Source organism: Serratia sp. ME47 (genome assembly GCF_903970925.1).
GTDB lineage: Bacteria > Pseudomonadota > Gammaproteobacteria > Enterobacterales > Enterobacteriaceae > Serratia > Serratia ureilytica.
Genome location: NZ_CAJCKE010000012.1, coordinates 109645 through 133713, shown reverse-complemented (window position 1 = coordinate 133713; position 24069 = coordinate 109645). Strand labels below are relative to the sequence as shown.

The window sequence follows — 24069 nt, the reverse complement described above, 5'->3', positions numbered from 1 at the left end:
CGACAGATTAAGCTGCTTTCTTAGCGTCTTTGATCAGCGCGTGAACGCGATCAGAAACGGTTGCACCCAGACCAACCCAGTGCTCGATGCGGTCCAGGTCCAGACGCAGTGCTTCAGCCTGACCGGAAGCGATCGGGTTGAAGAAGCCTACGCGCTCGATGAAACGACCATCACGAGCGTTGCGGCTGTCGGTCACTACTACTTGATAGAACGGACGCTTTTTAGCGCCGCCACGTGCCAAACGAATTGTTACCATAACATCCTCTTTAGTTAATAAAACAGCCGGGCCCCATTGAGGGACGGGGCCCGGTTGCAATATAAAAAGCCCGAAAATTTTACTCATTTTGGCGCAAAAAGCAATCTAAAGCGTCGATCGCAGGGGACAACTTTTGCAGCCTGTCAAATTTCGGGCGGTTTTCACCGCGAACGGCGAATGCTGAAAGCGCCCGCACTCGGCGTGCGGAGGCCCGTCAGCGGCCTGGGAAGCCCGGCGGCATCATACCTTTCATGCCACGCATCATCTTCGCCATACCGCCTTTCTTCATCTTCTTCATCATACGCTGCATTTCGTCGAACTGCTTCAGCAAGCGGTTGACGTCCTGCACCTGCATGCCGGCCCCCATCGCGATGCGGCGCTTGCGCGAGCCCTTGATGATTTCCGGTTTGGCGCGCTCTTTCAGCGTCATCGAGTTGATGATCGCCTCCATGCGCACCAACACTTTGTCGTCCATCTGCGACTTGACGTTATCCGGCAGCTGGCCCGCGCCCGGCAGCTTGCTCAGCATATTGGCCATGCCGCCCATGTTGCGCATCTGCTTGAGCTGCTCCAGGAAGTCGGTCAGATCGAAACCGTCGCCCTTCTTCAGCTTGTTGGCCAGTTTCTCCGCCTGCTCGCGGTCGACCTTGCTTTCGATATCTTCGATCAGCGACAGCACGTCGCCCATGCCCAGGATGCGTGACGCCACGCGATCCGGATAGAACGGCTCCAGCGCTTCGGTCTTCTCGCCGACGCCGAGGAACTTGATCGGCTTGCCGGTGATGTGGCGGATGGACAACGCCGCACCGCCGCGCGCATCGCCGTCGACCTTGGTCAGCACCACGCCGGTCAGCGGCAGTGCTTCGTTAAACGCCTTGGCGGTATTGGCGGCGTCCTGGCCGGTCATGGCGTCGACCACGAACAGGGTTTCCACCGGCTTGATGGCCGCGTGCACCTGTTTGATCTCGTCCATCATCGCTTCGTCAACGTGCAGACGGCCGGCGGTATCGACGATCAGTACGTCATAGAACTTCAGCTTGGCCTGCTGCAACGCGCGGTTGACGATGTCGATCGGTTTTTCTTTGACGTCGGACGGGAAGAAATCGATGCCGACACCTTCCGCCAGCGTTTCCAGCTGTTTGATCGCCGCCGGGCGATAAACGTCCGCGGAAACCACCAACACTTTCTTCTTCTGTTTTTCTTTCAGGAACTTGCCGAGCTTACCGACGCTGGTGGTTTTACCGGCGCCCTGCAGGCCCGCCATCAGCACCACGGCCGGCGGCTGAGCCGCCAGATTCAGCTCGGTGTTGACTTCGCCCATCGCGGCGATCAGCTCGCCCTTGACGATCTTGACGAACTCCTGCCCCGGCGTCAGGCTCTTGTTGACTTCATGGCCAACCGCGCTCTCTTTTACGCGGTTGATGAAGTCGCGCACCACCGGCAGCGCAACGTCCGCTTCCAGCAATGCCATACGCACTTCACGCAGGGTTTCCTTGATATTTTCTTCGGTCAGCCGCCCGCGGCCGCTGATATTGCGCAACGTGCGCGACAATCGATCGGTTAAATTTTCAAACATCGTCTCATGCTCAACGTGTAATGACAGGCCGCTCCGGCGACACAATTGCGCCGATGATAACACGAAGCGAGCAGGATCTCTGCCTCAGCGTTGGAGATAGGTTGGAGTGAAACGCGCGCAACGTTATACTGACACTCCAATTAACCACGCCGAAGCAAAATTAAACGCTATGCCAGTTTTCTCCATTGTGGCTTTGATGGCCTACCTGCTCAGCCTTGGACTGATCATTCCCAGTTTGTTGCGGAAGAATAGCGAATACCGTCGGCTTGCCCTCGTCTCGGCGGTGGTGGCGCTGATTTGCCACGCCATCGCGCTGCAGCAGCGCATCTTTGACGTCAGCGCCGGGCAGAATCTCAGCCTGCTGAACATTGGTTCCATCGTCAGCCTGATCATCTGCTCGGTGATGACCTTCGTCGCTTCGCGCGATCGCGGCTGGTTCCTGCTGCCAATCGTCTACAGCTTTGCGATGATCAACCTGGCCTTCGCCAGCTTTATGCCCGGCGAGTTCATCACTCACCTGGAGGCCAGCCCGGAACTGATGGTGCATATCGGCCTGGCGCTGTTCTCTTACGCCACCCTGATCATCGCCGCGCTCTATGCCTTGCAGCTCGCCTGGCTCGACTACCTGTTGAAAAACAAGAAGCTGACCTTCAGCGCCGACATGCCGCCGCTGATGAGCATTGAGCGCAAGATGTTCCATATCACCCAGATCGGCGTGGTGCTGCTGACGCTCACTCTGTGCACCGGCCTGCTGTACATGGATAATCTGTTCAGCAAAGAGAACGTGCATAAAGCCGTGCTGTCGATCATGGCCTGGTTCGTGTATATCGTGCTGTTGTGGGGCCACTACCATGAGGGCTGGCGCGGCCGCCGCGTCGTCTGGTTCAGCTTCGCCGGCGCCTTCCTGCTGACGCTCGCCTACTTCGGCAGCCGTCTGATTCAGCAGGTGATGGTGCGCTAGGCCAGCCTGGCTCAATTCTCCCTCTCTATAAGGAATACTGCATTGGAGCATGTGTCGACGGGGACCCTCATCATTATCCTGGTGATCATGATCGTGGTCTCCGCTTACTTCTCCGCCTCCGAAACCGGCATGATGACGCTCAACCGTTATCGCCTGCGTCACCTGTCCAAACAGGGCAACCGCTCGGCGCGTCGGGTCGAGAAGCTGCTGCAAAAACCGGATCGGCTGATCGGCCTGGTGCTGATCGGCAACAACCTGGTCAACATCCTCGCTTCGGCGCTGGCGACCATCGTCGGCATGCGGCTGTATGGCGATCTCGGCGTGGCGATTGCGACCGGCATACTGACTTTCGCCGTGCTGCTGTTCGCCGAAGTGCTGCCGAAGACCTTCGCCGCACTCTATCCGGAACGCATCGCCTTCCCCAGCAGCGTCCTGCTGGCCCCGTTGCAAAAGGTGATGTTCCCGCTTGTCTGGCTGCTCAACGGCATCACCAGCCTGACCTTGCGCCTGTTCGGCATTCGCACCAACGTGCGCATCAGCGACGCCGTCAGCAAGGATGAGCTGCGCACCATCGTGCGCGAATCCCAGTCGCAGATCTCCCGCCGCAATCAGGACATGCTGATTTCGGTGCTGGATCTGGAAAAGGTGACGGTCAACGACATCATGGTGCCGCGCACCGAGATCGTCGGCATCGACGTCAACGACGACTGGAAGTCGATCATGCGCCAGCTGACCCACTCGCCGCACGGCCGCATCGTGCTGTATCGCAGCTCGCTGGACGATGCGATCGGCATGCTGCGCGTGCGCGAAGCCTACCGCCTGATGACCGAGAAAAAAGAGTTCAACAAAGAGAACCTGCTGCGCGCCGCCGATGAGATCTATTTCGTTCCGGAAGGCACGCCGCTCAACGTGCAGCTGGTGAAATTCCAGCGCAACAAAGAGAAGGTCGGCATCGTGGTCGACGAGTACGGCGACATTCAGGGCCTGGTCACGGTGGAAGACATCCTCGAGGAGATCGTGGGCGATTTCACCACCTCGATGTCACCCACGCTGGCGGAAGAAGTCACGCCGCAGAGCGACGGTTCGGTCTTGATCGACGGCACCGCCAACGTGCGCGAGCTGAACAAGGCCTTCAACTGGACCTTGCCGGCCAACGAGGCTCGCACCGTCAACGGCATGCTGCTGGAAGAGCTGGAAGAGATCCCCGAAATCGGCACCCGGGTGCGCATCGGCCACTACGATATCGACATCCTCGACGTGCAGGGCAACATGATTAAACAGGTGCGGGTCACGCCGATCACCTCGCTGCAGTCCAGCGTCGGCCATCATTAGCCCTCGGCCAGAACGTAAAAAAGACGCGAAATCGCGTCTTTTTTTATTTTGCGGGCCACGCACGACTAGATATGCAGTTCCTGCAGCTTCTCTTTCGGCAGCGCCAGCTCGTCGTTGTGGTTCACCACCACGCCGTGATCCAGAATGTGCTTGGCGATTTCCTGCGCTTCTTCCAGCGAGTGCATATGGTAGGTGCCGCACTGGTACTCGTTAAGCTCAGGGATCTTGCGCTGGTCGGTCACTTTCAGCACGTCGGCCATCGCCGCTTTCCAGGCATCGGCAACGCGCTGCTCTTCCGGCACGCCGATCAGGCTCATGTAGAAACCGGTGCGACAGCCCATCGGGGAGATGTCGATAATTTCCACGCCCTGGCCGTTCAGGTGGTCACGCATAAAGCCGGCGAACAGGTGCTCCAGCGTGTGAATGCCGCGCTCGGGCATCACTTCCAGGTTCGGGCGGCAAAAACGCAGATCAAACACCGTGATGGTATCGCCATGAGGCGTTTTCATGGTTTTTGCAACGCGGACAGCCGGAGCTGCCATACGGGTATGATCGACGGTAAAGCTATCCAGCAATGGCATTTCGCTACCTCCTCGTAAAAGAGCATTTATTTCGAAACTTTTTTTTCTAACCAGGAAACCTTTTCCAACCCTGCGAGTCTGAGTATGTGAAAGACGCGCATTTGTTATCATCATCCCTGTCATCAGAGATGCATATTTGGCCACATTGATGTGGCCTTTTTCTTTTTCAGCTTCCGCCGTTTTGCTTCAGGAACGCTTCAAAGCTTAGCGTATCATTGGCTTCTATGTCGCGTTGGCGCTGCCACGAGGCTTCTCGCTCTTTATCCAGCTCGGCTTCGTTCAGGATTTCCAACGGTTCTTCCAGCAATGTCTGCCGATACTGCTCCGCCAGCTGCAAACCGACGCGCCCGGTGCCTTCCGCCTTCATTGCCTTGAGAATGCGCGCGGAGAAGGTCAGTTCAGGATCGTCAAACGCGGCAACCAGCTCATCGCACACCTGCTGGTATTGACGATCGCCGGCTTCGCCGTCCAGCACTTCCGCCACCCGGCGCAGATCGGCGAACAGCGCCTTGCCGACTTTCTCCAGCGGCTCATGGCTGGCGCCACAGCCGATGCCGATGGTCTGGCCCGGCTTGCGCCCTTCGAGGATCACCCGGTTCCAGTTCTTGCGCGTGCACAGCAGCTCATCGCTGCTCATCTCCGGTGCATCCGCCAGCGCGCACCACACCAGGAACAGATCCAGGAAACGCGCCTGCACCGCATCCACGCCGATCGGCGAGAATGGGTTGATGTCCAGCGAACGCACTTCAATGTATTCGATACCGCCGCGCAGCAGCGCGTCCGACGGCGTCTCGCCGCTTTGGGTCACGCGCTTTGGCCGGATCGGCGCATACAGCTCATTCTCGATTTGCAGAACGTTGCTGTTCAGTTGCAGGTAGCGATCGCCCTCTTTCACGCCCAGCTTGGCGAACTCTTCGGAAGGCGTGGCGATCGCCCGCTTCAAACCGGCCACATAGGTGTGCAGATCGTTGAAGGTGATGCCCAGATTACTCTGCGATTTATTGGTATAACCCAAATCGCTCAGGCGCAGCGAAGTGGCGTACGGCAGGTAGCACATCCCCTGCTCGGTGCGCTCGAACGGCAGATTGGTCTCGCGCCCTTTGAGGAACGAAGAACAAATGGCCGGCGATGCGCCGAACAGATACGGGATCACCCAGCCGAAACGGTAATAGTTGCGGATCAGGCGGAAATAACCGGCCGAGATCTGCTCTTTACCGCTTTCTGCGTCCTGCACGCCGGCCCAGGCCTGCCAAAATTCCAGCGGCAGCGAGAAGTTGTAGTGCACGCCGGAAATGGTCTGCATCAGCGCGCCATAGCGATTCTTCAGCCCTTCACGGTACAGCGTCTTCATGCGGCCGATGTTCGACGAACCGAACTGCGCCAGCTCGATGTCCTGCTCGGCTTCGATAAAGCACGGCATGCTGAGCGGCCACATGCGCTCATCGCCAATGTTGCGCGCCACGTAGCGATGAATATCGCGCAGGAACGTCAGCAAGTGATCGATATTGTCATCAACCGGCGTAATGAACTCTAACAGCGCCTCGGCGAAATCCGTGGTGATCCAATGGTGCGTCAATGCCGCCCCCAGCTTTTCCGGATGCCCGGTGGTCGCCAAGGTGCCGTTCGGCGTGACTCGCAGCGTTTCACGCTCGATGCCGCGACGAATGCCTTTTAATGCCTGGGGATGGGCTTCCAACCAAGAAAGCGCCTGTGATACGTCCGGGATCAAATTGACCTCCCGCTTCTAAAAACAATAACTCGTAAGCATACTGAATCCGCACCCGAGAGAATATTGAGTTATATTCACTTGGTTACTGCCACCAGGCGATGCCCTGTACCGTTATCATAGCCAAAACGATGTAACGCAGCGCCTTTCCGATACACAGAAACAGCGCGACAGAGCCCCAGGGCATGCGCAGCCAACCTGCCAACACGCACAACAAATCGCCCACCACCGGCACCCAGCTGAGCAACAGCGCAGCCGGGCCAAAGCGTTGCAGCCACCCGAGCGCCGTTGCCAGCCCCCGCTGTGGTTTCAACGCCGGTAACAGGCGCCCGATAATGACATTGGTCAAGCCACCCAGCGTATTGCCCAGGGTCGCGGCCAGCACCAGCAACTCCGGCGAGACGCGACTCTGGGTCAGCAAGGCGACCAGAACGATTTCTGAATTTCCCGGCAGCAGCGTCGCACTGAGGAAGCTGCTGCCAAATAACGATATTACGGCTAGCGTACTACTCACAGCGTACGAACGTCTACCACAGCCATGCCGGCATTTTTTGCCGCCTGAATGCCAAACTCGGCGTCTTCAAACACCACGCATTTTTCCGGCGGCACGCCGATCAGTTCGGCACAACGTAGGAAGGTATCCGGCTCCGGTTTATGGCGCTGCACGTCGTCCGCACCGACGATCGCGTCGAAGCAGTTGAACAGGCCGAGATGACGCAGCAGCATTTCCGCCATGCGGTGCTCGCTGCCGGTGCCGACCGCCATCGGACGGCGGCCGTGATAGGACTTCACCACCTCGATCAATGGCAAGGGACGCACGCTATCCAGCAGCATCGCTTCCACCGCGCGCGTTTTCTCCGCCGCCAGGTGATGGGGATCGAGATCGGCCTGATGGCTGGCGATAATCGCCTGAGCGATGCGCCAGGTCGGTGAACCGCTCAGCGCCACCATGGCCGCTTCATCAAACGTCATGCCATAACGGGACAGCACTTCGCGCCACGCTTTACGGTGCGTTGGCTCAGTGTCCAGAATCGTGCCGTCCATGTCGAAAATAAGACCCTGGTAGCGGTCGTACATCGTTACTCCATGATCGTTGAGGAAAGAAAACTACTTTAGCGTAAAGCCGTTGGGTTGTCGCTGACTGCGTCATAGCGGAATGTGCTGTGATCGATCGGATGCAAAGAAGGAAAGGGGTGAAGAGAGAATGGCTAAATGCTGAAAAGCGAAAAACCCGCCAAAGCGGGTTTCTCTTAGATGGTGCATCCGGGAGGATGATTCGGCGCCAACGCCTCACCCTGCGGGCCGTTGCTAAAGCAACGTTATCCTCCCCAGGACACTTTCTTTTTACCACCCGCATGACGATTTCTCTTCGCGATACGGGAGGTTAAACATGGTGCATCCGGGAGGATTCGAACCTCCGACCGCTCGGTTCGTAGCCGAGTACTCTATCCAGCTGAGCTACGGATGCATGACTGTTTTTGCCGCTTGCCTGTTTCACGAATAACAGAAAAGCAAAAACCCGCTAAGGCGGGCTTCTCTTAGATGGTGCATCCGGGAGGATTCGAACCTCCGACCGCTCGGTTCGTAGCCGAGTACTCTATCCAGCTGAGCTACGGATGCATTACTATTTTTACCGCGTGCCGACTTTGCTAATAAAGCCAGACTTGAAGAATGGTGCATCCGGGAGGATGATTCGGCGCTAGCGCCTCACCCTGCGGGCCGTTGCTTAAGCAACGTTATCCTCCCTGGTAACACTTTCTTTTCTTCCACCCGCTTGAAGATTTCTCTTCGCGACGAGTGAGATTAAGAATGGTGCATCCGGGAGGATTCGAACCTCCGACCGCTCGGTTCGTAGCCGAGTACTCTATCCAGCTGAGCTACGGATGCACAGGAATTCTTTTTTGATACCGTATGGTACGTTGTTACTACCCCACCATACTGCAAAATATGGTGCATCCGGGAGGATTCGAACCTCCGACCGCTCGGTTCGTAGCCGAGTACTCTATCCAGCTGAGCTACGGATGCAAATGGCGGTGAGGCGGGGATTCGAACCCCGGATGCAGCTTTTGACCGCATACTCCCTTAGCAGGGGAGCGCCTTCAGCCTCTCGGCCACCTCACCATACGCTTCTTTCGAATTGTGCCTAACTTGCTTTGGAGAAGCTCATCGGCACTGCGTGGCGCACATATTACTTTCTCCGACTTTTAAGTCAAACAATTTTTCCCAACTCATGCGCGTTTGCACAATTCGCACCCAACATGGGCGATTTCACGGCAAAAAGGGCGTTTTATCAACAGGCAACCGCAACGTCTGCAGCAATAAAGCAGGAAACTCACCGGGAAAATAATCACGAAAAAGAAGAGGGAGAACGAAAGAAGTGGGTAAAACGATGCAGTAGCGTCTCGTCTGGCAACGAGACGCTGCTTCGGAATCAGTAAGTCGTCTGCTGAGACTTCTCTGCCTGAATGCGCTGATAGATTTCTTCACGGTGAACTGAAACCTCTTTGGGGGCGTTCACACCAATACGCACCTGGTTGCCTTTTACCCCTAGCACAGTGACCGTAACCTCATCGCCAATCATGAGGGTTTCACCAACTCGACGAGTCAGAATTAACATTCTTTGCTCCTTGAAAGATTAAAAGAGTCGGGTCTCTCAGTTTCCCCGTCATTATCCATCATATGTGGTGAAAACGTAAGCCGCGCAATCCACAATAAGTGTAAGCAGACTTGGTCCCACCTCAGATAATGGTAAGTTTAGCCGACCAGAAAAACTTTGTTCCCGCAATTGTAACTAAATTGTGTTAGCACAGTATGAAAACGCCATAATCAACAAAGTATTATGGCGTTTGTCCGTGCTATTTATTTATGTTCACAGCTTTGAGGCCACCCAGGCTTCTACGCTGTTTAACGCCGCTGGCAGGGCGTTGATATCCGTCCCCCCCGCCATCGCCATATCAGGGCGACCACCGCCCTTGCCGCCGACCTGCTGCGCCACGTTGCCGATCAACTCGCCGGCTTTCACGCGGTCAGTCAGATCCTTGGTCACGCCTGCGACCAGGCTGACTTTGTCATCAGCCGTCGTCGCCAACACGATAATGGCCGAACCCAATTGATTTTTCAGGTCATCCACCATGGTGCGCAGCATTTTGGCTTCGACATTGTCCAACTGGCTGACCAACAGCTTCACGCCGTTAACCACTTTCGCCTGGCTGGACAGCGACGCGCTTTCCTGCGCCGCCTGCTGATCTTTCAGTTGCTGCAGTTCTTTTTCCAGCACGCGCGTGCGATCGAGCACCGAGCGCACTTTATCGGTCAGGTTGTTGCTGTCGCCCTTCACCAACTGAGCAACGTCTTGCAACAAATCGCTTTGCTGATGCAGCGTAGCAATAGCGCCAGCGCCGGTCACCGCTTCAATACGGCGGATGCCCGCCGCGGTGCCCGATTCGCTCAGAATGCGGAACAGGCCGATATCGCCGGTGCGGCTGGCGTGGGTGCCGCCGCACAGCTCGGTGGAGAAGTCGCCCATGGTCAGCACGCGCACGTTGTCGTCGTACTTCTCACCGAACAGCGCCATTGCGCCCTTCTCTTTCGCGTCTTCCAACGCCATCAGTTCGGTCTGCACCGGCAGGTTACGACGCACCTGCTGGTTAACCAGATCTTCCACCGCGCGAATTTGTTCCGGCTTCATCGCTTCAAAATGCGAGAAGTCGAAGCGCAGGTATTTGTCGTTAACCAGAGAGCCTTTCTGCGCAACGTGCTCGCCCAACGTTTGGCGCAGCGCGGCGTGCAGCAGGTGGGTCGCGGAGTGGTTCAGACGGATGCTGTTGCGGCGCTCAGTGTCGATCTGCGCGTCCACGCGATCGTTCAGCTTCAGCGAACCTTGCGCCAGCTTGCCTTGATGGCCGATAGCCTGACCGTATTTCTGGGTGTCGTTGACCACAAACTCGGCGCCGGCGGCTTTCAGCACGCCTTTATCGCCGACCTGGCCGCCGGATTCACCGTAGAACGGCGTCTCATCCAGCACCACCACCGCCTCTTCGCCGGCGTTGATCTGCTCGACCGGCTGGCCGTCACGGAACAGCGCGATCACCGTCGCCTGCTGCTCGTCATGATCATAGCCGCTGAACTGGCTGCTGCCGTCCACACGGATCAGGCTGTTGTAGTCGGCGCCGAAACCGCTGGATTCGCGCGCGCGGCGGCGCTGCGCTTCCATCGCTTCTTCAAAGCCCGCTTCGTCGACTTTCAGACCGCGCTCGCGGCAGACGTCTGCGGTCAGATCCACCGGGAAGCCGTAGGTGTCGTACAGACGAAAAGCGGTCTCGCCGTCCAGGGTATCGCCCTGCAGCTTGGCCAGCTCTTCGTCCAACAGCGCCAGGCCACGCTCCAGCGTGCGGGCAAACTGTTCTTCTTCGGTTTTCAGCACCTGCTCCACCAGCGATTGCTGGCGTTTCAGCTCGTCGGCCGCCGGGCCCATCACTTCGATCAGCGGCGCCACCAGCTTGTAGAAGAAGGTGTCTTTCGCGCCCAGCATGTTGCCATGGCGGATCGCGCGACGAATGATGCGGCGCAGCACGTAGCCGCGGTTTTCGTTAGACGGGATCACGCCGTCCGACACCAGGAAGGCGCAGGAACGAATGTGGTCGGCGATAACGCGCAGGGATTTGTTATCCAGATCGGTCGCGCCGGTCACTTTCGCCACGGCGGCGATCAGAGTGCGGAACAGGTCGATCTCATAGTTGGAGTTCACATGCTGCAACACCGCCGCAATACGCTCCAGACCCATACCGGTATCCACCGAAGGTTTCGGCAGCGGCAGCATGGTGCCGTCGGACTGACGGTTGAACTGCATGAAAACGATGTTCCAGATCTCGATATAGCGGTCGCCGTCTTCTTCCGGGCTGCCCGGAGGGCCGCCCCAGATGTGATCGCCGTGATCGTAGAAAATCTCGGTGCACGGGCCGCATGGGCCGGTATCACCCATCTGCCAGAAGTTATCTGAAGCGAAAGGCGCGCCCTTGTTATCGCCGATGCGGATAATGCGCTCGGCCGGTACGCCGATTTGCTTCTGCCAGATGTCGAATGCTTCGTCATCGGTTTCATACACGGTGACCCACAGTCTCTCTTTCGGCAGGTTGAACCAGTTTTCACCGGTCAGCAGTTCCCACGCGTAGCTGATAGCGTCGTGCTTGAAGTAATCGCCGAAGCTGAAGTTGCCCAGCATTTCAAAGAAGGTGTGGTGACGAGCGGTATAACCGACGTTTTCCAGGTCGTTATGCTTGCCGCCTGCGCGCACGCAGCGCTGCGAGGTGGTGGCGCGGGAATAGGCGCGTTTGTCGAGCCCCAGGAAAACATCCTTAAATTGGTTCATGCCGGCATTGGTAAACAGCAATGTCGGATCATTGTTAGGCACCAGGGAGCTGCTTGCTACAACCTGATGACCCTTACTATGAAAGAAATCGAGAAACGCTTGACGGATCTCAGCGGTGCTCTTGCTCATAATTTTCCTGGAAAGGCTAGAATAACGACACGTGAGCCGGTGGCGCGTCATCCCGACGATGACAACCAGCTCACGAACAAAAAGTGGGGATAAGATAAATTTTCTTCAGAGGGAAGTAAAACCCCGTGTGCGCTCATTGCGCAAAATCACGGTAAATTGACTGAATTTCTTCTTGGAAGAAGCCGCGATAGAGCAGATAACGCTGCACTTTGGCTTTCTCTTTCCAGTCGGTTGGCAACGCATCGCCAAATTTTCGCTGCGCCACCTGTTTCGCCTGTTCGCACCAGTCGATATCGCATTCCGCCAACGCGTCCTGCACCAGCGCTTTATCCACGCCCTTTTGCATCAGTTCGCTGCGGATGCGCTGCGCGCCATAACCTTTGCGGCTGCGGCTGCCGATGTAGCTGTGGGCGAAACGCTTATCGTCCAGCCAGTTGTGCTGGTAACAGTAGACGATAACCTGATCGACCAGCGCGGGATCTACCGGTTCTTCGGCTACCGGCGGCGGCGATGTCGGCGCATGCGGCCCCTTGCCGCCAAACCGGGCTTTCGCCACAAACGGCTGCGCCGCAAGTTTGCGGCGCAGTTCAGCTTCACTATGATCGCGTTGCGACAGCAGGCGCATGGCGCGGCTTAGCAAGTCATTCATCATTCAAGCCTGAATTCAGGGGATGTGCGCCACATAAACGGCGGCGCACATCTTCAGCGATTAAAACTGCTCGCTGGTTTCCGCTTCGTCATCTTCGAAGTCGTCACCGGAGGCAGCCACCAGCTCACCGCCGCTGTGCAGCAGCAGGTCGCGCAGTTTCTTATCCAGCTCGGCGGCGATAGCCGGGTTTTCTTTCAGGAAGTTACAGGCGTTCGCCTTGCCCTGACCGATCTTCTCGCCGTTATAGCTGTACCAGGCGCCGGCTTTTTCGATCATCTTGTGCTTCACGCCCAGATCGACCAGCTCGCCACGGCTGTTGATGCCTTCGCCGTACATGATTTGGAACTCAGCCTGTTTGAACGGCGCAGCGATTTTGTTCTTCACCACTTTCACGCGGGTTTCGCTGCCCACCACTTCGTCGCCCTCTTTGATGGCGCCGATACGACGGATATCCAGACGCACCGAAGCATAGAACTTCAGAGCGTTACCACCGGTAGTGGTTTCCGGGTTGCCGAACATCACGCCGATTTTCATACGGATCTGGTTGATGAAGATCAGCAGGGTATTGGCATTTTTCAGGTTGCCGGCCAGCTTACGCATCGCCTGGCTCATCATGCGCGCCGCCAACCCCATGTGCGAATCGCCGATTTCACCTTCGATTTCCGCCTTCGGCGTCAACGCCGCCACTGAATCGACGATGATGACGTCAACCGCGCCGGAGCGGGTCAGCGCATCACAGATTTCCAGAGCCTGCTCGCCGGTGTCCGGCTGAGAGCACAGCAGGTTGTCGATATCGACGCCCAGCTTCTTCGCATAGATAGGATCCAGCGCGTGCTCGGCATCGATGAACGCACAGGTTTTGCCTTCGCGCTGCGCAGCGGCGATCACCTGCAGCGTCAGGGTGGTTTTACCGGACGATTCCGGGCCGTAGATTTCGACGATGCGGCCCATCGGCAGGCCGCCGGCGCCCAGAGCGATATCGAGTGACAGTGAGCCGGTGGAGATGGTTTCCACGTCCATGGAGCGGTCTTCACCCAGGCGCATGATGGAGCCTTTGCCGAACTGTTTCTCAATCTGGCCCAGTGCCGCAGCTAACGCCTTTTGCTTGTTCTCATCAATAGCCATTTTTGCTCCTTCGTTTCGCAATGCCGGTGTTACCCCACACTGCCACTGAATGTATGTTGTGCAGGAAATGTCACTAATTATACTGTATGGTCATACAGTATCAAGCCTAATTTACAAAAATTCGTCGATGGCGGTTTGCAGCGCGAAAATCGTCGCCTGCAGCCGCACCGCATCGCGGTCGCCCTCGAATTGCATCTTGCGCGACAGCCCCCGGCCATCGCTGCCGGCGAAGCCGAACCACACGGTGCCGACCGGCTTTTCCGCGCTGCCGCCGTCCGGGCCGGCGATGCCGCCGTCCGGGCCGGCGATGCCGCTCACCGACAGCGCCAGATCGGCCTGCGCCGCCCGCAGCGCCCCTATGGCCATCTCGCGCACCACCTCTTCGCTGACCGCGCCGTGCGCCGCCAACGTCGCTTCGCTCACTCCCAGCAGATCATGTTTCGCCGCATTGCTGTAGGTGACGAATCCGCGATCAAAATAGGCGGAGCTGCCCGCGACATCGGTAATGGCCTTGGCGATGCCGCCGCCGGTGCAGGATTCCGCGCAGGTGATCCAGCGGCCCTGTGCCTTCAGTTTTTCCCCTGCCAGCACGCTGAGCCGGCGCAGTTGGTTTTGACTCATAACCCCTCCCTCGCGAATTCAGGTATATGCGCCCGATAGTAGCATTTATCAAGGCGGCGCGGCGGCTGGCGCTCAGAAATGCGCAGCGCCTCGCAGGAGGTGCGGTTTTAAGCGCCCGGCCAAACTGCTAGTATCAAAAGAAGCGCCCCATCGAGCGGCGGCGCACCAGCACAAGGAACATCACGGAGGCGGCACGCTGCGGCGGCGGCCTCAGGGCGCACCAGAAGAGATTAGGATGATAGAGTGAAAAAAACGTTGGGCGTATTTTTGCCGTTGTACACCACCACCCTGCTGCTGCTGTTGGGCTCAGGCCTGCTCACTACCTACGTCTCGCTACGGCTGACCTCCATTCACGTCAGCAGCGCGCTGATCGGCGCCATCATCGCCGCCAACTACATCGGGCTGGTGATCGGCGGCAAGGTCGGCCACTTTCTCATCGCCCGCGTCGGGCATATCCGCGCCTACGTGGCCTGCGCCGGCATCATCACCGCCGCGGTGCTGGGCCACGGCCTGACGGAGTTCATTCCCGCCTGGGTCGCGCTGCGCCTGGTGATCGGCCTATGCATGATGTGTCAGTACATGGTGCTGGAGAGCTGGTTGAACGACCAGGCGGAATCCAACCAGCGCGGCATGGTGTTCGGCTTCTATATGGCGGCGACCTATCTCGGCATGTCGCTGGGCCAGATCGTGCTGATGCTGCAAAGCAATCTGGGCATCGCCACGCTGCTGGTGATCGCGCTGTGCTTCGCGCTCTGTCTGGTGCCGATCGCTCTGACTACCCGCACCAATGCGCGCCACATGTCGCCGGCGCCGATGGAACTGCGTTATTTTGTCGGCGCCATTCCCAAGGTGCTGGCCACCACGCTGGTGATCGGCATGGTCGTGGGCTCATTTTACGGACTGGCGCCGGTCTACGCCAGCCTGCAGTCCTTAACCACTCAGCAAACCGGCCTGTTCATGGCGCTCTCCATCTTCGCCGGGCTGGTGGCGCAATTCCCGCTCAGTTGGCTGTCGGATCGCTATAACCGCCCCTTGCTGATGCGCCTCAACGCCATTCTGCTGATCGTGGCGGCGCTGCCGCTGGCGCTGCTGCCGCACATCGATTTTCCGCTGCTGCTGGCGGTAGGATTCGTCGTCAGCATGCTGCAGTTTACGCTCTACCCGCTGGCGGTGGCGCTGGCCAACGATCTGATCGAGCCGGAGCGCCGCGTCTCGCTGGCCGCCTGTCTGCTGATGGCGTTCGGCGTCGGCGCCAGCATCGGGCCGTTGGCGGTCGGCGCGCTGATCGAGCCGCTTGGCGGCAATATTCTGTACGCCTTCTTCGCCCTGTGCGGCGTGCTGCTGGCAGCCCTGAGCCGGACGGCCAAAGCAGAGGAACCGCAGCTGGCGCAGGACGCGCCGGTGCCGCATATTGCGCTGCCGGACAGCCTCGCCAGCTCGCCGCTGTCGCCGGCGCTCAATCCAACCTTCGATGAGCAGATCATTCACGACACCATGCCGCCGCCGGAAGCGGCGCCCGATGTCGAGGAGCCGCAGCCCGAAGAACAGGAGGCGGAACCCTCAGCTCAGGGGGCGGATCCGGAAGAAGACACCGGTCTGAAAAAGGCGCACGCCATGCTGTAAATGACTGCGTTACAGATCCCGGAAAGAGCCCAGCATAAAACCGCGTTCGGCGATCGCCGCTTTCAGCGTCGGCGCGGTCAACACATCCAGCTCGGCGAGGCGCGGATGGCAGTATTGGCTCTGCAGGATCGTCGCGTCGAGGAAGGCCGGGTGGCACATCATTTCCAATGACTCGGCGCCCTGCTCGTCGGCGCGCGCCAACCGCTGCAAGAACAAGGCTTCGGAAATCGTCTCACCGTAGAATCCCGCGTCAAACGCGTCGGTGCTGCAGGGAGTCTGCAACGCAATGTCGCGCCGTTTCGCCTCTTCGCGATCGATGCGCAGCGGCAGATCATGCGCCAGCGCGAACGCCTCCACCAGCGGGTAAATCTGCGGCTGCATATGCACATGGTGGTGGCTGTCAATGTGCGTCGGCGGCCTGCCGAACAGCGTCACGAACCGCGCGAACTGGCGCTGCAGCTCTTCCTGAATCTCGTCCAACTGCAGCTCGCCGGCCTCGGCGCGGCGCCACAGCCATTTACCCAGTTCGCCGCGCTCGTTGACCAGCGCAGGCATGGCGCCCAGCGGCCTGCCATGGGTCAAAACGAAGTGCAGCCCGATCGGCAATCCGGGATATTGTCGGCTGAGCGCTGCAGCATGCTCCGCGCCGCCGCCGTTCACCATCGCCGTGGTGGAGGAAACGACGCCATGCTGATACGCCTCGATAACGCCATAGTTCTGCCCTTTGCTCAGACCGAAATCGTCGGCATTCACGATCAGTAGTTTTTCCATTGTGGCTCCCGCGGGATGAATTTTTGGCAAGGGAGGGCCGACCGACCGGTGCGGCATTCCCCTTCGCTAAGATATAAATCAAATGATTAACCGACCGGCGCCCTGAAGCTCATCGGCATATCGGCGTTGATACTGATCGGGAGCGGCCCTAAAGAGGGCCGTAACACTTTTTTCGGTAGTTGCCCGGGGTCACGTCGGTGAGCCGCTTGAAGTTTTTAATGAACAGACTGACGTCGCCATAGCCGGAATCAAAGGCGATATCGGAAACCGAATAGTTGGTGACCTCCAGCTGCGTCTTGGCGAAGTTGATGCGGATCTCGTTGATCACCTGCATCGGCGTCTTCTGGTAGTAGCGCCGCATCGCCCGGGTCAGGTACTCCTGAGTTTTCCCCGACAGCGCCACCATGTTCGCCAGCGCCCTTTCGCCGAACATCGCCTTGTCATGCATGCCGGCGAGGGTGTTCTTCAGCCACTGCGGGATATCATCGCCGCCGTCATTGTCTTCTTTATAGTGACGAATGCGGCTGATCACGTAGAAGGTCAGCGTTTCGAGAAATTCGGCGAAATCGTCCTCGCGAAACTGCGGCGAACTCACCACCGATTCGATATAGGCCAAAAACTCGCTTCTCAGGCTGTAGGCCTGCGAGGCGACAAAGCAGCGCGGCAGTTGCTGCAAATAGTGCTCTTCAAAGAACGCTTTGCTGACCGCCACGTTGAAGATTTTCGTCGCGCCGAACTCGTAAAAGCTCTGGTGGTAAGAGCCGATGGGGATAAAGACGAAATCCCCGCGTTCCAGCAGCACCCGCTTGCCGTTGATCTCCTGATAGCATTTGCCGCTCAGCACGATGGTGAATTCGTAATAGTCGTGCTGATGCAGCCCGGTGGCGCTTTCCACCTTGTTGTAGATGAACAGGTGAAAGTCTTTGCAGTTAAAGAAATCCTGCTCGCGAATCAGCTTCACGTCGTTCGCACTCAGCGAAATTCGGTTATCGGACACGGCGCCGGCCTCCCGTTAGTCAAATCCGTTGCGTCTGGCCGCCTCGGCAAACCAGTAGCCGCTTTTTTTGATGGTGCGCCGCTGCTCCGCCCGATCCAGCCGCACCAGCCCATAACGATTCTTGTAGGCGTTCAGCCAGGACCAGCAGTCGATAAAGGTCCACAGATGATAGCCTTTGCACTGCGAGCCTTCCGTCAGCGCGCGGTGCAGCCACTTCAGGTGATCGCGAATAAACTCGATGCGGTAATCGTCCTCCACCCGCCCATCGGCGCCGATAAACGCCTCTTCGCCCTCAACGCCCATGCCATTTTCGGAAATATAACAAGGCAAATTGCCGTAGTTCTCTTTCAGATCCATCAGAATGTCGTACAGCCCCTTCTCATAGATCTCCCAGCCGCGATGCGGATTGATTTTGCGACCCGGCATTGCATAGTAACTGAACAAGTCCTCCGGCGATGCGATCGGCTCCCCGGCGCGGCGCCCTGCTTTCGCCTGTACCCTGCGCGGCTGGTAGTAGTTGACGCCGAGGATATCCACCACGCCGCCTTCGATCAGTTGCGCGTCCTGCGGTTCGCAGTAAGGCATCAGCCCATGCTGCGCCAACAGATGCAGCAACGCCGCCGGATAACGCCCTTTGGCGACCGGGTCGAGAAAGCTGCGATTGAGCAACAGATCGGCGTCGTGTGCCGCCTGCAGATCCTCCGGCGCGTCGGAGCGCGGATAGGTTGGGCTCAGGTTCAAAATGATGCCGATGCTCCCCGGCAGCCCCCGCGCTCTGAAACGCTGCACCGCCATGGCGTGCGCCAGCACGCTGTGATACGCCACGGTGACCGCCCGTTTGAAGTCCACCACGCAAGGGTAGTGCAAGTCATTCAGGTAACCGGCCTCTACCGGCACGATCGGCTCGTTGAAGGTGAACCAGTGGGTAACCCGATCGCCAAACAGGCCGAAGCAGATGTCGGCGTAACGCGCATAGGCGTCGATCACCGCCCGGCTTTCCCAGCCGCCGCGCTGCTGCATGCACAGCGGCATATCGAAGTGGTAGAGATTGATAAACGGGGTGATGCCCTGCGCCAACAGCTCGTCGATCATCGCGTTGTAGAATGCCGCCGCCTGCGGGTTCACCTCGCCGTCCCCGTCCGGGATCAGCCGTGACCACGAGATCGAGGTTCTGAAGGTATTGTGGCCCAGCGTTTTGAGCAGCCCGATATCGGTGCGGAAATGGTCATAAAAGGTCGAGGCCTCGGCCGGCCCCACCCGATCGTGAAAGCGCTCGGGCGCGATCTCGTACCAATAGTCGAAGATGTTGCGGCTCTTGCCGTCCCGCGCTGCCGCACCTTCAGACTGCGGCGCGGAGGTGGCGCTGCCCCACCAAAACCCGTCGGCAAATTGATATTCCATATTCGCGTCCCTCGCGGGGCGGCCGCGCCGCCCCGTTCCACAGTTAGAATTTCAGCGCCTTGGCGATGTCTTCTTCGCTTTCCGTCGCCGCGTCGATCTGGCTTTGCGCCTTGTTGGAAATCGCCACGAACGGCAGATAAATCACGGTGGCGACCGCCAGGTTGAACAAGCTCAGCAACAGGGCCATGATGCTGCCGTTGGTGTTGAAGAACGCTCCCAGGCCGACCGGCATGGTCCAAGGCGCGATGTTGGTGATCGGCGGGATCAGCCCGGAGTAGTAAGCCAGCGAGGTGATAAGGGTCAGCACCGGCTGAACCAGGATGAACGGAATGAACATCACCGGGTTCATGATCACCGGCAAACCGAACAGGATAGGTTCGTTGATCTGGAAAATGCCGGATGGCGTCGCCAGTTTGGCGACCTGGCGGTAATCTTCGCGGCGCGAGGCGATGAAGATGGCGATGATCAGGCCCAGCGTCGAACCGGTGCCGCCGAGGTAAATATAAGAGTCGACGAACGGTTTCGCCCACATGTGGAACTCTTTGCCGGCGGCCACCGCCGCCTCGACCGAACCGTATTTATTGTACAGCTCCACGTTTTCCAGCGCGAAAGGCGTCATGATGCCGCTGTCCAGCGCCGCCAGCGCCATGGAACCGTGTACCCCAAAGAACCACAGCAGCGAAGAGAAAAGCACGTATACCCAGCCCACCACGCTGCCCATCTTGGCCAGCGGCGCCGAAATGCCGTCCATGATGATCTGGTGGAAGTTGGTGCCCCAGTGCGCCAGCGCGAACGCCACCAGCCCCATGATGGAGAGGATGATGAAGCCGGGGATCAGCGCCGAGAAGGAGCGCGACACCGAAGCCGGCACGCTGTCCGGCAGGCTGATCACCCAGTTGCGCCGCACGATGAAGGCAAACATCTCAGCCACCGCCAGCCCGATCACCATACCGGAAATGATGTTGGCGCCGCCCAGCCAATTGGCGCCCACCGCATAGGCCTCGCCGACGTTGAACGGCGTGACGGTCATGAAGGCCGCCACCGCCAGCAGCGCCGAGGCCAGGGGATCGACCTTGCGCTCTTCGGCCAGCGCCATGCTGATAAAGAACGGCGTCATCAGGGACATGATCCCCAACGTACCGTTGTAAACGCTGCCGCCAATACTCTTCAGGCTATTGAGCGTCTCGATGGTGGAGGCGTCCAATCGCACGCCCAGCGAATAGAAGAACGATCCCTCGCCAAAGCTCAGGAACACGTTGTTGATCAACACGAACATCGCCCCGGTCAAGGTCAGCGGCATCAGGCGGATAAAGCCGTTTTTGATGGCGTTGACGTGGGGCTGCTTACCGATTTTTACGGCGAAAGGCAGGATAACCTTCTCGAGCGAGGCAATGAGGGTATTCACGGCGGCCTCCTGTTATTGATTGGCTTTCTTGATGGCGGCCACCGCGGCCTTCAGCACGCCCAGCCCATCGACCTTGCCGTACAGCAGCGGATCGATGACTTCAACAGGTTTATTGGGCAACTGTTTCTGCACTTCCGGCAGGGTGTAGGCGATCTGCGGCCCCAGCAGGATCAGATCCGCTTCAACCCCCTTCTCCGCGGCCAGCGCTTCCGGATAGGCGGCGATGATCACCGGCACTTCATATTTTTCGGCCTGCGCCTTCATTTTTGATACCAACAGGGAAGTGGACATTCCGGCAGAACAAAACAGATAGATTTTTTTCTTTTCCATACCAAGCACCTCAGATAATCAAAAAAACCCGGTGTTATTTGTATGCCAGATGCAATCACGATTGCTTCACGCACATTCCTTATGAAAATTTCCGTCACGTTGCCCTGGTTACAGACAGTATACGGAGCATGAAAAAAGGATCGGTAAGCCAGAAGGAGACAGAACCGTCTCTCATTGACCTGATGGATTGACCCTCTTCACATTTCGCACAAAAAAATAGTGTGACCGGGCTCTCAAACAACCGATAAAAACTCAGAATATTCGTAATAAATAATCAAATAACAATTATAAACAGCAAGTTATGAACTCGCTGGGAATTTAAGGGTTTATTTGCGTCTGAACAAACGGCGAGGGAATAAAAATAGTTCAAGCTTGATTCGCCTGCTGCCATCCGAACGCGATGGCAGGTGAAGAGGATTACGTGGGCAGACGCAGCAACTCAATCACCGTGGCCAACGCCACGGAATGGTTTCTGCGGTTGGGGTAATAGAGGTAAAAACCGGGAAACGGCGCGCACCAATCGGCCAGCACCCGCCGCAGCCGCCCGCTCGCCAGATATTCTTCCACCTCCTGCTCGATGGCGAAAGCGATGCCGACGTTCGCCAGCGCCGCCTGCACCATCATCCTGCCGTCATCGAGTATCAATGGGCTGTTAACCGCCACGGAAAATCGCTGCTCCCCCTGCTGAAAAGCCCATTTGTAGCGCTCGCCTGAAGAAGCTTTGCGCCAACCGATGCAGCGATGCTGCAGTAAATCCTGCGGGTGCGTCGGTTCACCGTGCCGTTGAAAGTAATCCGGCGTGGCGACGATGGCAAAACGCAGATCCGGCGTCAGGCGCACCGCGCGCATATCGTTGTGCAGATCCTCGCCGAGCCGGATGCCGGCGTCAAAGCCCTGCTCGACGATGTTGGCGAACCCCTCGTCCGCCACCACTTCCAGCGTAATGCCGGGATATTCGCTGGCTAGCCGTCCCAGATGCGGCACGATGGCGAGATCGATCGCCGAACGCGGCGCGTTGATACGCACCAGGCCACGTGGCACTTCGCGAAACGCATTCAGGCTCTCCAGCGCGGCGTCGATGTCGGTAAAAGCCGGCACCAGCTGCGCCAGCAGATGCTCTCCGGCCTCCGTCGGCGAGACGTTGCGGGTGGTGCGGTTCAGCAGGCGAATGCCCACCTGCGCTTCAAGTTCGCGCAGGGTGTGGGTCAGCGTCGGCGGCGTCACGCCCAATCGGGCGGCGGCGCGGCGGAAGCTGCGTTCACTGGCGATAGCCACGAAGGCTGCCAGGCCGGACAGTTCGGGTTTCTTCATGCTATTGATATAAATTATCTAATAGTGAGATGAATTTTTAGCGGATAGTTATCCGTCATCTAACAACATAGCATTGCGATCGAACCCATTACCAGGTATCGATGCGATGATTAATGCTACAGCTCCAACCCATGAAACGCCGCGCCGTCTGGCGGGCAAAGTCGTACTGGTGAGCGGCGGCGGCACCGGCATCGGCCGCGCCGCCGCGCTGGCCTATGCCCGCGAAGGCGCCAAGGTGGCGCTGGCCGGCCGGCGCGCGGCGGAGATCGAAGCCACGGCGCGCGATATCGCGCTGGCTGGCGGCGATGCCCTGCCCATCGTGACCGACGTCTCCCAAGAAGACGATATCCGCCGGCTGCTCGCCGCGGTGACCGCCCACTACGGCCGGCTCGACGTCGCTTTCAACAACGCCGGCATCATCGGCAACTTCGCCCCCATCACCGAACAGAGCAGCGAGGATTTTGACCGGGTGATTGCCATTAACCTCAGAGGCGTCTGGCTGGCGATGAAATACGAGATTGAAACCTTCCTGGCTCAGCGGTCGGGCGGCGTGATCATCAACACCTCCTCCTGGCTGACCCACGGCGCGCTGGCCGGCTCATCCAGCTACTCCGCCAGCAAAGGGGCGCTCGATGCGATGATCCGCGCGGTGGCGCTCGAATACAGCGGCCAGGGCATCCGCGTCAACAACATCAACCCCGGCATCATCGACACGCCGATGGCGCGCGGCAGCGTGGCCGACAGCGCGGCGTTCGCGCCCTTTATCGCCCATACGCCCGCCGGCCGCCTGGGCGAATCGGAAGACATCGGCGATGTGGCGCTGTGGTTGGCGACGGACGAGGCCCGCTTCATCACCGGCCAAAGCCTGCTGGTGGACGGCGGTTACACCATCGCCGGCATGCGCTGAGGAGACGATGCCATGAACTACGTTCGGCTTGGCGACAGCGGCCTGAAAGTGTCTCGTCTCTGCCTGGGCTGCATGACCTATGGCGATCCGGCCTGGCGCCCCTGGGTGCTGAAGGAAGATGAAGCGCGCCCCTTTATCCGCGAAGCGCTGGAAGCGGGCATCAATTTTTTCGATACCGCCAACATTTACTCCGGCGGAGAAAGCGAGCGCATTCTCGGCCGCGCCCTGAAGGCGTTCGCCCGCCGCGAAGACGTGGTGATCGCCACCAAGGCCTACTTTCCGATGGACGCGCAGCCGAACAGCCGAGGGCTGTCGCGCAAGCACCTGCTGCACAGCGTCGACGCCTCTTTGCAGCGGTTGGGGACGGATTACCTCGATCTGTTTGTGCTGCACCGCTTCGACACCGAAACGCCGATCGAAGAAACCGCCGACACCCTCGACGGCCTGGTGCGAGCGGGCAAGATCCGCTATCTCGGCGCCTCCTCGCTGCACGCCTGGCGCCTGATGAAAATGCTGGCCTTTCAACGTCAGCACCGCCTGGCGCCGTTTATTTCGCTGCAAAGCCAATACAACCTGGTGACGCGTGAAGATGAAGAGGAGCTGATCCCGCTGTGTCTGGAGGAGGGGCTCAGCCTGACGCCCTGGTCGCCACTGGCCCGCGGCGTGCTGGCCGGTTCCGGCAACGCCGGCACGCTGCGCGCCGCCACCGACGAACAGGCGCCCCGTTGGTACGGCGGCAGAAACGAAGTGGAACGCACCGTCGCGGCGGTAGCGGAGGTGGCGGCCGCGCGCGGCGTTCCACCGGCGCAGATCGCGCTGGCCTGGCTGCTGGCCAAACCCGGCGTGGCGTCGCCGCTGGTGGGCATGTCCAAGCCGCACCATCTGCAGGATGCGCTGGCGGCGCTCAATCTCAGCTTATCGCCGCAAGACGTGGCCGCGCTGGAGGCGCCGATGGCGCACGCTGCCCGCCCCGATCGCTGGTAGCCCCTTTTCCGTCCTT

At 58.8% G+C, this 24069-nt stretch carries 23 protein-coding genes and 5 tRNA genes; 6 read left to right on the top strand and 22 right to left on the bottom strand.

Annotated elements, in window-relative coordinates; genetic code table 11:
• Positions 1-7: 7 nt before the first annotated feature.
• Both rpsP and ffh read right to left on the bottom strand, forming a co-directional pair.
• A complete protein-coding gene (gene rpsP, locus H7A77_RS14020; RefSeq protein WP_004932501.1) occupies positions 8-256 on the bottom strand; it encodes a 30S ribosomal protein S16 in 249 nt (82 codons plus the stop codon).
• Positions 257-470: 214 nt separating this feature from the next.
• Positions 471-1832 (bottom strand): signal recognition particle protein, encoded by a 1362-nt coding sequence (ffh, locus tag H7A77_RS14015; protein ID WP_004932504.1) that lies wholly within the window; start codon positions 1830-1832, stop codon positions 471-473.
• A gap of 169 nt (positions 1833-2001) precedes the next feature.
• Between ffh and H7A77_RS14010 the strand changes: the two genes are divergently transcribed.
• Positions 2002-2793 (top strand): inner membrane protein YpjD, encoded by a 792-nt coding sequence (locus tag H7A77_RS14010; RefSeq protein WP_182074328.1) that lies wholly within the window; start codon positions 2002-2004, stop codon positions 2791-2793.
• 42 nt (positions 2794-2835) lie between these two features.
• The gene (locus H7A77_RS14005) at positions 2836-4125 is read left to right on the top strand and encodes an HlyC/CorC family transporter (RefSeq protein ID WP_016929024.1); all 1290 of its coding nucleotides are present in this window, start codon (positions 2836-2838) and stop codon (positions 4123-4125) included.
• Between the two features lie 65 nt (positions 4126-4190).
• Here H7A77_RS14005 and luxS read toward each other — a convergent pair whose 3' ends face one another.
• From luxS to alaS, 11 genes are all read right to left on the bottom strand, one after another.
• On the bottom strand, positions 4191-4706 hold the full coding sequence (luxS, locus tag H7A77_RS14000; RefSeq protein ID WP_033641910.1) for an S-ribosylhomocysteine lyase: 516 nt from the start codon (positions 4704-4706) through the stop codon (positions 4191-4193).
• Positions 4707-4872: 166 nt separating this feature from the next.
• Entirely contained in the window at positions 4873-6435 is a 1563-nt protein-coding gene (gene gshA / locus H7A77_RS13995) for a glutamate--cysteine ligase (protein ID WP_046688257.1), read from the bottom strand.
• Positions 6436-6517: 82 nt separating this feature from the next.
• Positions 6518-6946, bottom strand: a complete 429-nt coding sequence (locus H7A77_RS13990; protein ID WP_004932520.1) for a YqaA family protein — start codon at positions 6944-6946, stop codon at positions 6518-6520.
• On the bottom strand, positions 6943-7509 hold the full coding sequence (gene yqaB / locus H7A77_RS13985; RefSeq protein WP_033641908.1) for a fructose-1-phosphate/6-phosphogluconate phosphatase: 567 nt from the start codon (positions 7507-7509) through the stop codon (positions 6943-6945). The genes H7A77_RS13990 and yqaB overlap by 4 nt, the downstream gene beginning before the upstream one ends.
• A 314-nt stretch (positions 7510-7823) precedes the next feature.
• Positions 7824-7900 (bottom strand) — tRNA-Arg (locus H7A77_RS13980).
• 75 nt (positions 7901-7975) lie between these two features.
• A tRNA-Arg gene (locus H7A77_RS13975) sits at positions 7976-8052 on the bottom strand.
• A gap of 190 nt (positions 8053-8242) precedes the next feature.
• A tRNA-Arg gene (locus H7A77_RS13970) sits at positions 8243-8319 on the bottom strand.
• A gap of 61 nt (positions 8320-8380) precedes the next feature.
• A tRNA-Arg gene (locus H7A77_RS13965) sits at positions 8381-8457 on the bottom strand.
• A 3-nt stretch (positions 8458-8460) separates the two neighbouring features.
• Positions 8461-8553: transfer RNA gene (locus H7A77_RS13960), tRNA-Ser, on the bottom strand.
• Between the two features lie 310 nt (positions 8554-8863).
• Positions 8864-9049, bottom strand: coding sequence for a carbon storage regulator CsrA (gene csrA / locus H7A77_RS13955; RefSeq protein ID WP_004091602.1), 186 nt, complete (start codon positions 9047-9049; stop codon positions 8864-8866).
• Positions 9050-9301: 252 nt separating this feature from the next.
• On the bottom strand, positions 9302-11929 hold the full coding sequence (gene alaS / locus H7A77_RS13950) for an alanine--tRNA ligase (protein WP_033641907.1): 2628 nt from the start codon (positions 11927-11929) through the stop codon (positions 9302-9304).
• On the opposite strand from alaS, the gene H7A77_RS13945 reads away from it, so the two are divergent.
• On the top strand, positions 11879-12022 hold the full coding sequence (locus H7A77_RS13945) for a hypothetical protein (RefSeq protein ID WP_162180460.1): 144 nt from the start codon (positions 11879-11881) through the stop codon (positions 12020-12022). The two genes, alaS and H7A77_RS13945, sit on opposite strands and share 51 nt — an antisense overlap.
• 40 nt (positions 12023-12062) lie before the next feature.
• On the opposite strand, the gene recX is transcribed toward H7A77_RS13945, so the two are convergent.
• From recX to H7A77_RS13930, 3 genes are all read right to left on the bottom strand, one after another.
• Positions 12063-12578, bottom strand: coding sequence for a recombination regulator RecX (gene recX / locus H7A77_RS13940; RefSeq protein ID WP_182074327.1), 516 nt, complete (start codon positions 12576-12578; stop codon positions 12063-12065).
• Between the two features lie 60 nt (positions 12579-12638).
• Positions 12639-13703, bottom strand: a complete 1065-nt coding sequence (gene recA, locus H7A77_RS13935; RefSeq protein ID WP_004932541.1) for a recombinase RecA — start codon at positions 13701-13703, stop codon at positions 12639-12641.
• A gap of 111 nt (positions 13704-13814) precedes the next feature.
• Complete coding sequence (locus tag H7A77_RS13930) at positions 13815-14324, bottom strand: nicotinamide-nucleotide amidase (RefSeq protein ID WP_182074326.1); 510 nt, start codon at positions 14322-14324, stop codon at positions 13815-13817.
• Between the two features lie 243 nt (positions 14325-14567).
• On the opposite strand from H7A77_RS13930, the gene H7A77_RS13925 reads away from it, so the two are divergent.
• Positions 14568-15947: an MFS transporter gene (locus H7A77_RS13925; RefSeq protein ID WP_033641904.1), complete on the top strand. Its 1380-nt coding sequence runs from the start codon at positions 14568-14570 to the stop codon at positions 15945-15947.
• A 9-nt stretch (positions 15948-15956) separates the two neighbouring features.
• On the opposite strand, the gene chbG is transcribed toward H7A77_RS13925, so the two are convergent.
• The 6 genes from chbG to H7A77_RS13895 form a co-directional block, all read right to left on the bottom strand.
• Positions 15957-16718, bottom strand: coding sequence for a chitin disaccharide deacetylase (gene chbG, locus H7A77_RS13920; RefSeq protein WP_182074325.1), 762 nt, complete (start codon positions 16716-16718; stop codon positions 15957-15959).
• A 148-nt stretch (positions 16719-16866) separates the two neighbouring features.
• Positions 16867-17715, bottom strand: coding sequence for a transcriptional regulator ChbR (chbR, locus tag H7A77_RS13915; protein WP_043135810.1), 849 nt, complete (start codon positions 17713-17715; stop codon positions 16867-16869).
• A gap of 15 nt (positions 17716-17730) precedes the next feature.
• Positions 17731-19116: a glycoside hydrolase family 1 protein gene (locus H7A77_RS13910; protein ID WP_182074324.1), complete on the bottom strand. Its 1386-nt coding sequence runs from the start codon at positions 19114-19116 to the stop codon at positions 17731-17733.
• Between the two features lie 43 nt (positions 19117-19159).
• Positions 19160-20521: a PTS N,N'-diacetylchitobiose transporter subunit IIC gene (gene chbC, locus H7A77_RS13905; RefSeq protein WP_033641899.1), complete on the bottom strand. Its 1362-nt coding sequence runs from the start codon at positions 20519-20521 to the stop codon at positions 19160-19162.
• 12 nt (positions 20522-20533) lie between these two features.
• Positions 20534-20851, bottom strand: a complete 318-nt coding sequence (locus H7A77_RS13900; RefSeq protein ID WP_004932561.1) for a PTS sugar transporter subunit IIB — start codon at positions 20849-20851, stop codon at positions 20534-20536.
• A gap of 417 nt (positions 20852-21268) precedes the next feature.
• Complete coding sequence (locus tag H7A77_RS13895; RefSeq protein WP_182074323.1) at positions 21269-22162, bottom strand: LysR family transcriptional regulator; 894 nt, start codon at positions 22160-22162, stop codon at positions 21269-21271.
• 106 nt (positions 22163-22268) lie between these two features.
• Between H7A77_RS13895 and H7A77_RS13890 the strand changes: the two genes are divergently transcribed.
• A complete protein-coding gene (locus H7A77_RS13890) occupies positions 22269-23069 on the top strand; it encodes an SDR family NAD(P)-dependent oxidoreductase (protein WP_060659939.1) in 801 nt (266 codons plus the stop codon).
• Positions 23070-23081: 12 nt separating this feature from the next.
• Positions 23082-24053 (top strand): aldo/keto reductase, encoded by a 972-nt coding sequence (locus H7A77_RS13885; protein ID WP_033651640.1) that lies wholly within the window; start codon positions 23082-23084, stop codon positions 24051-24053.
• Positions 24054-24069: the final 16 nt, after the last annotated feature.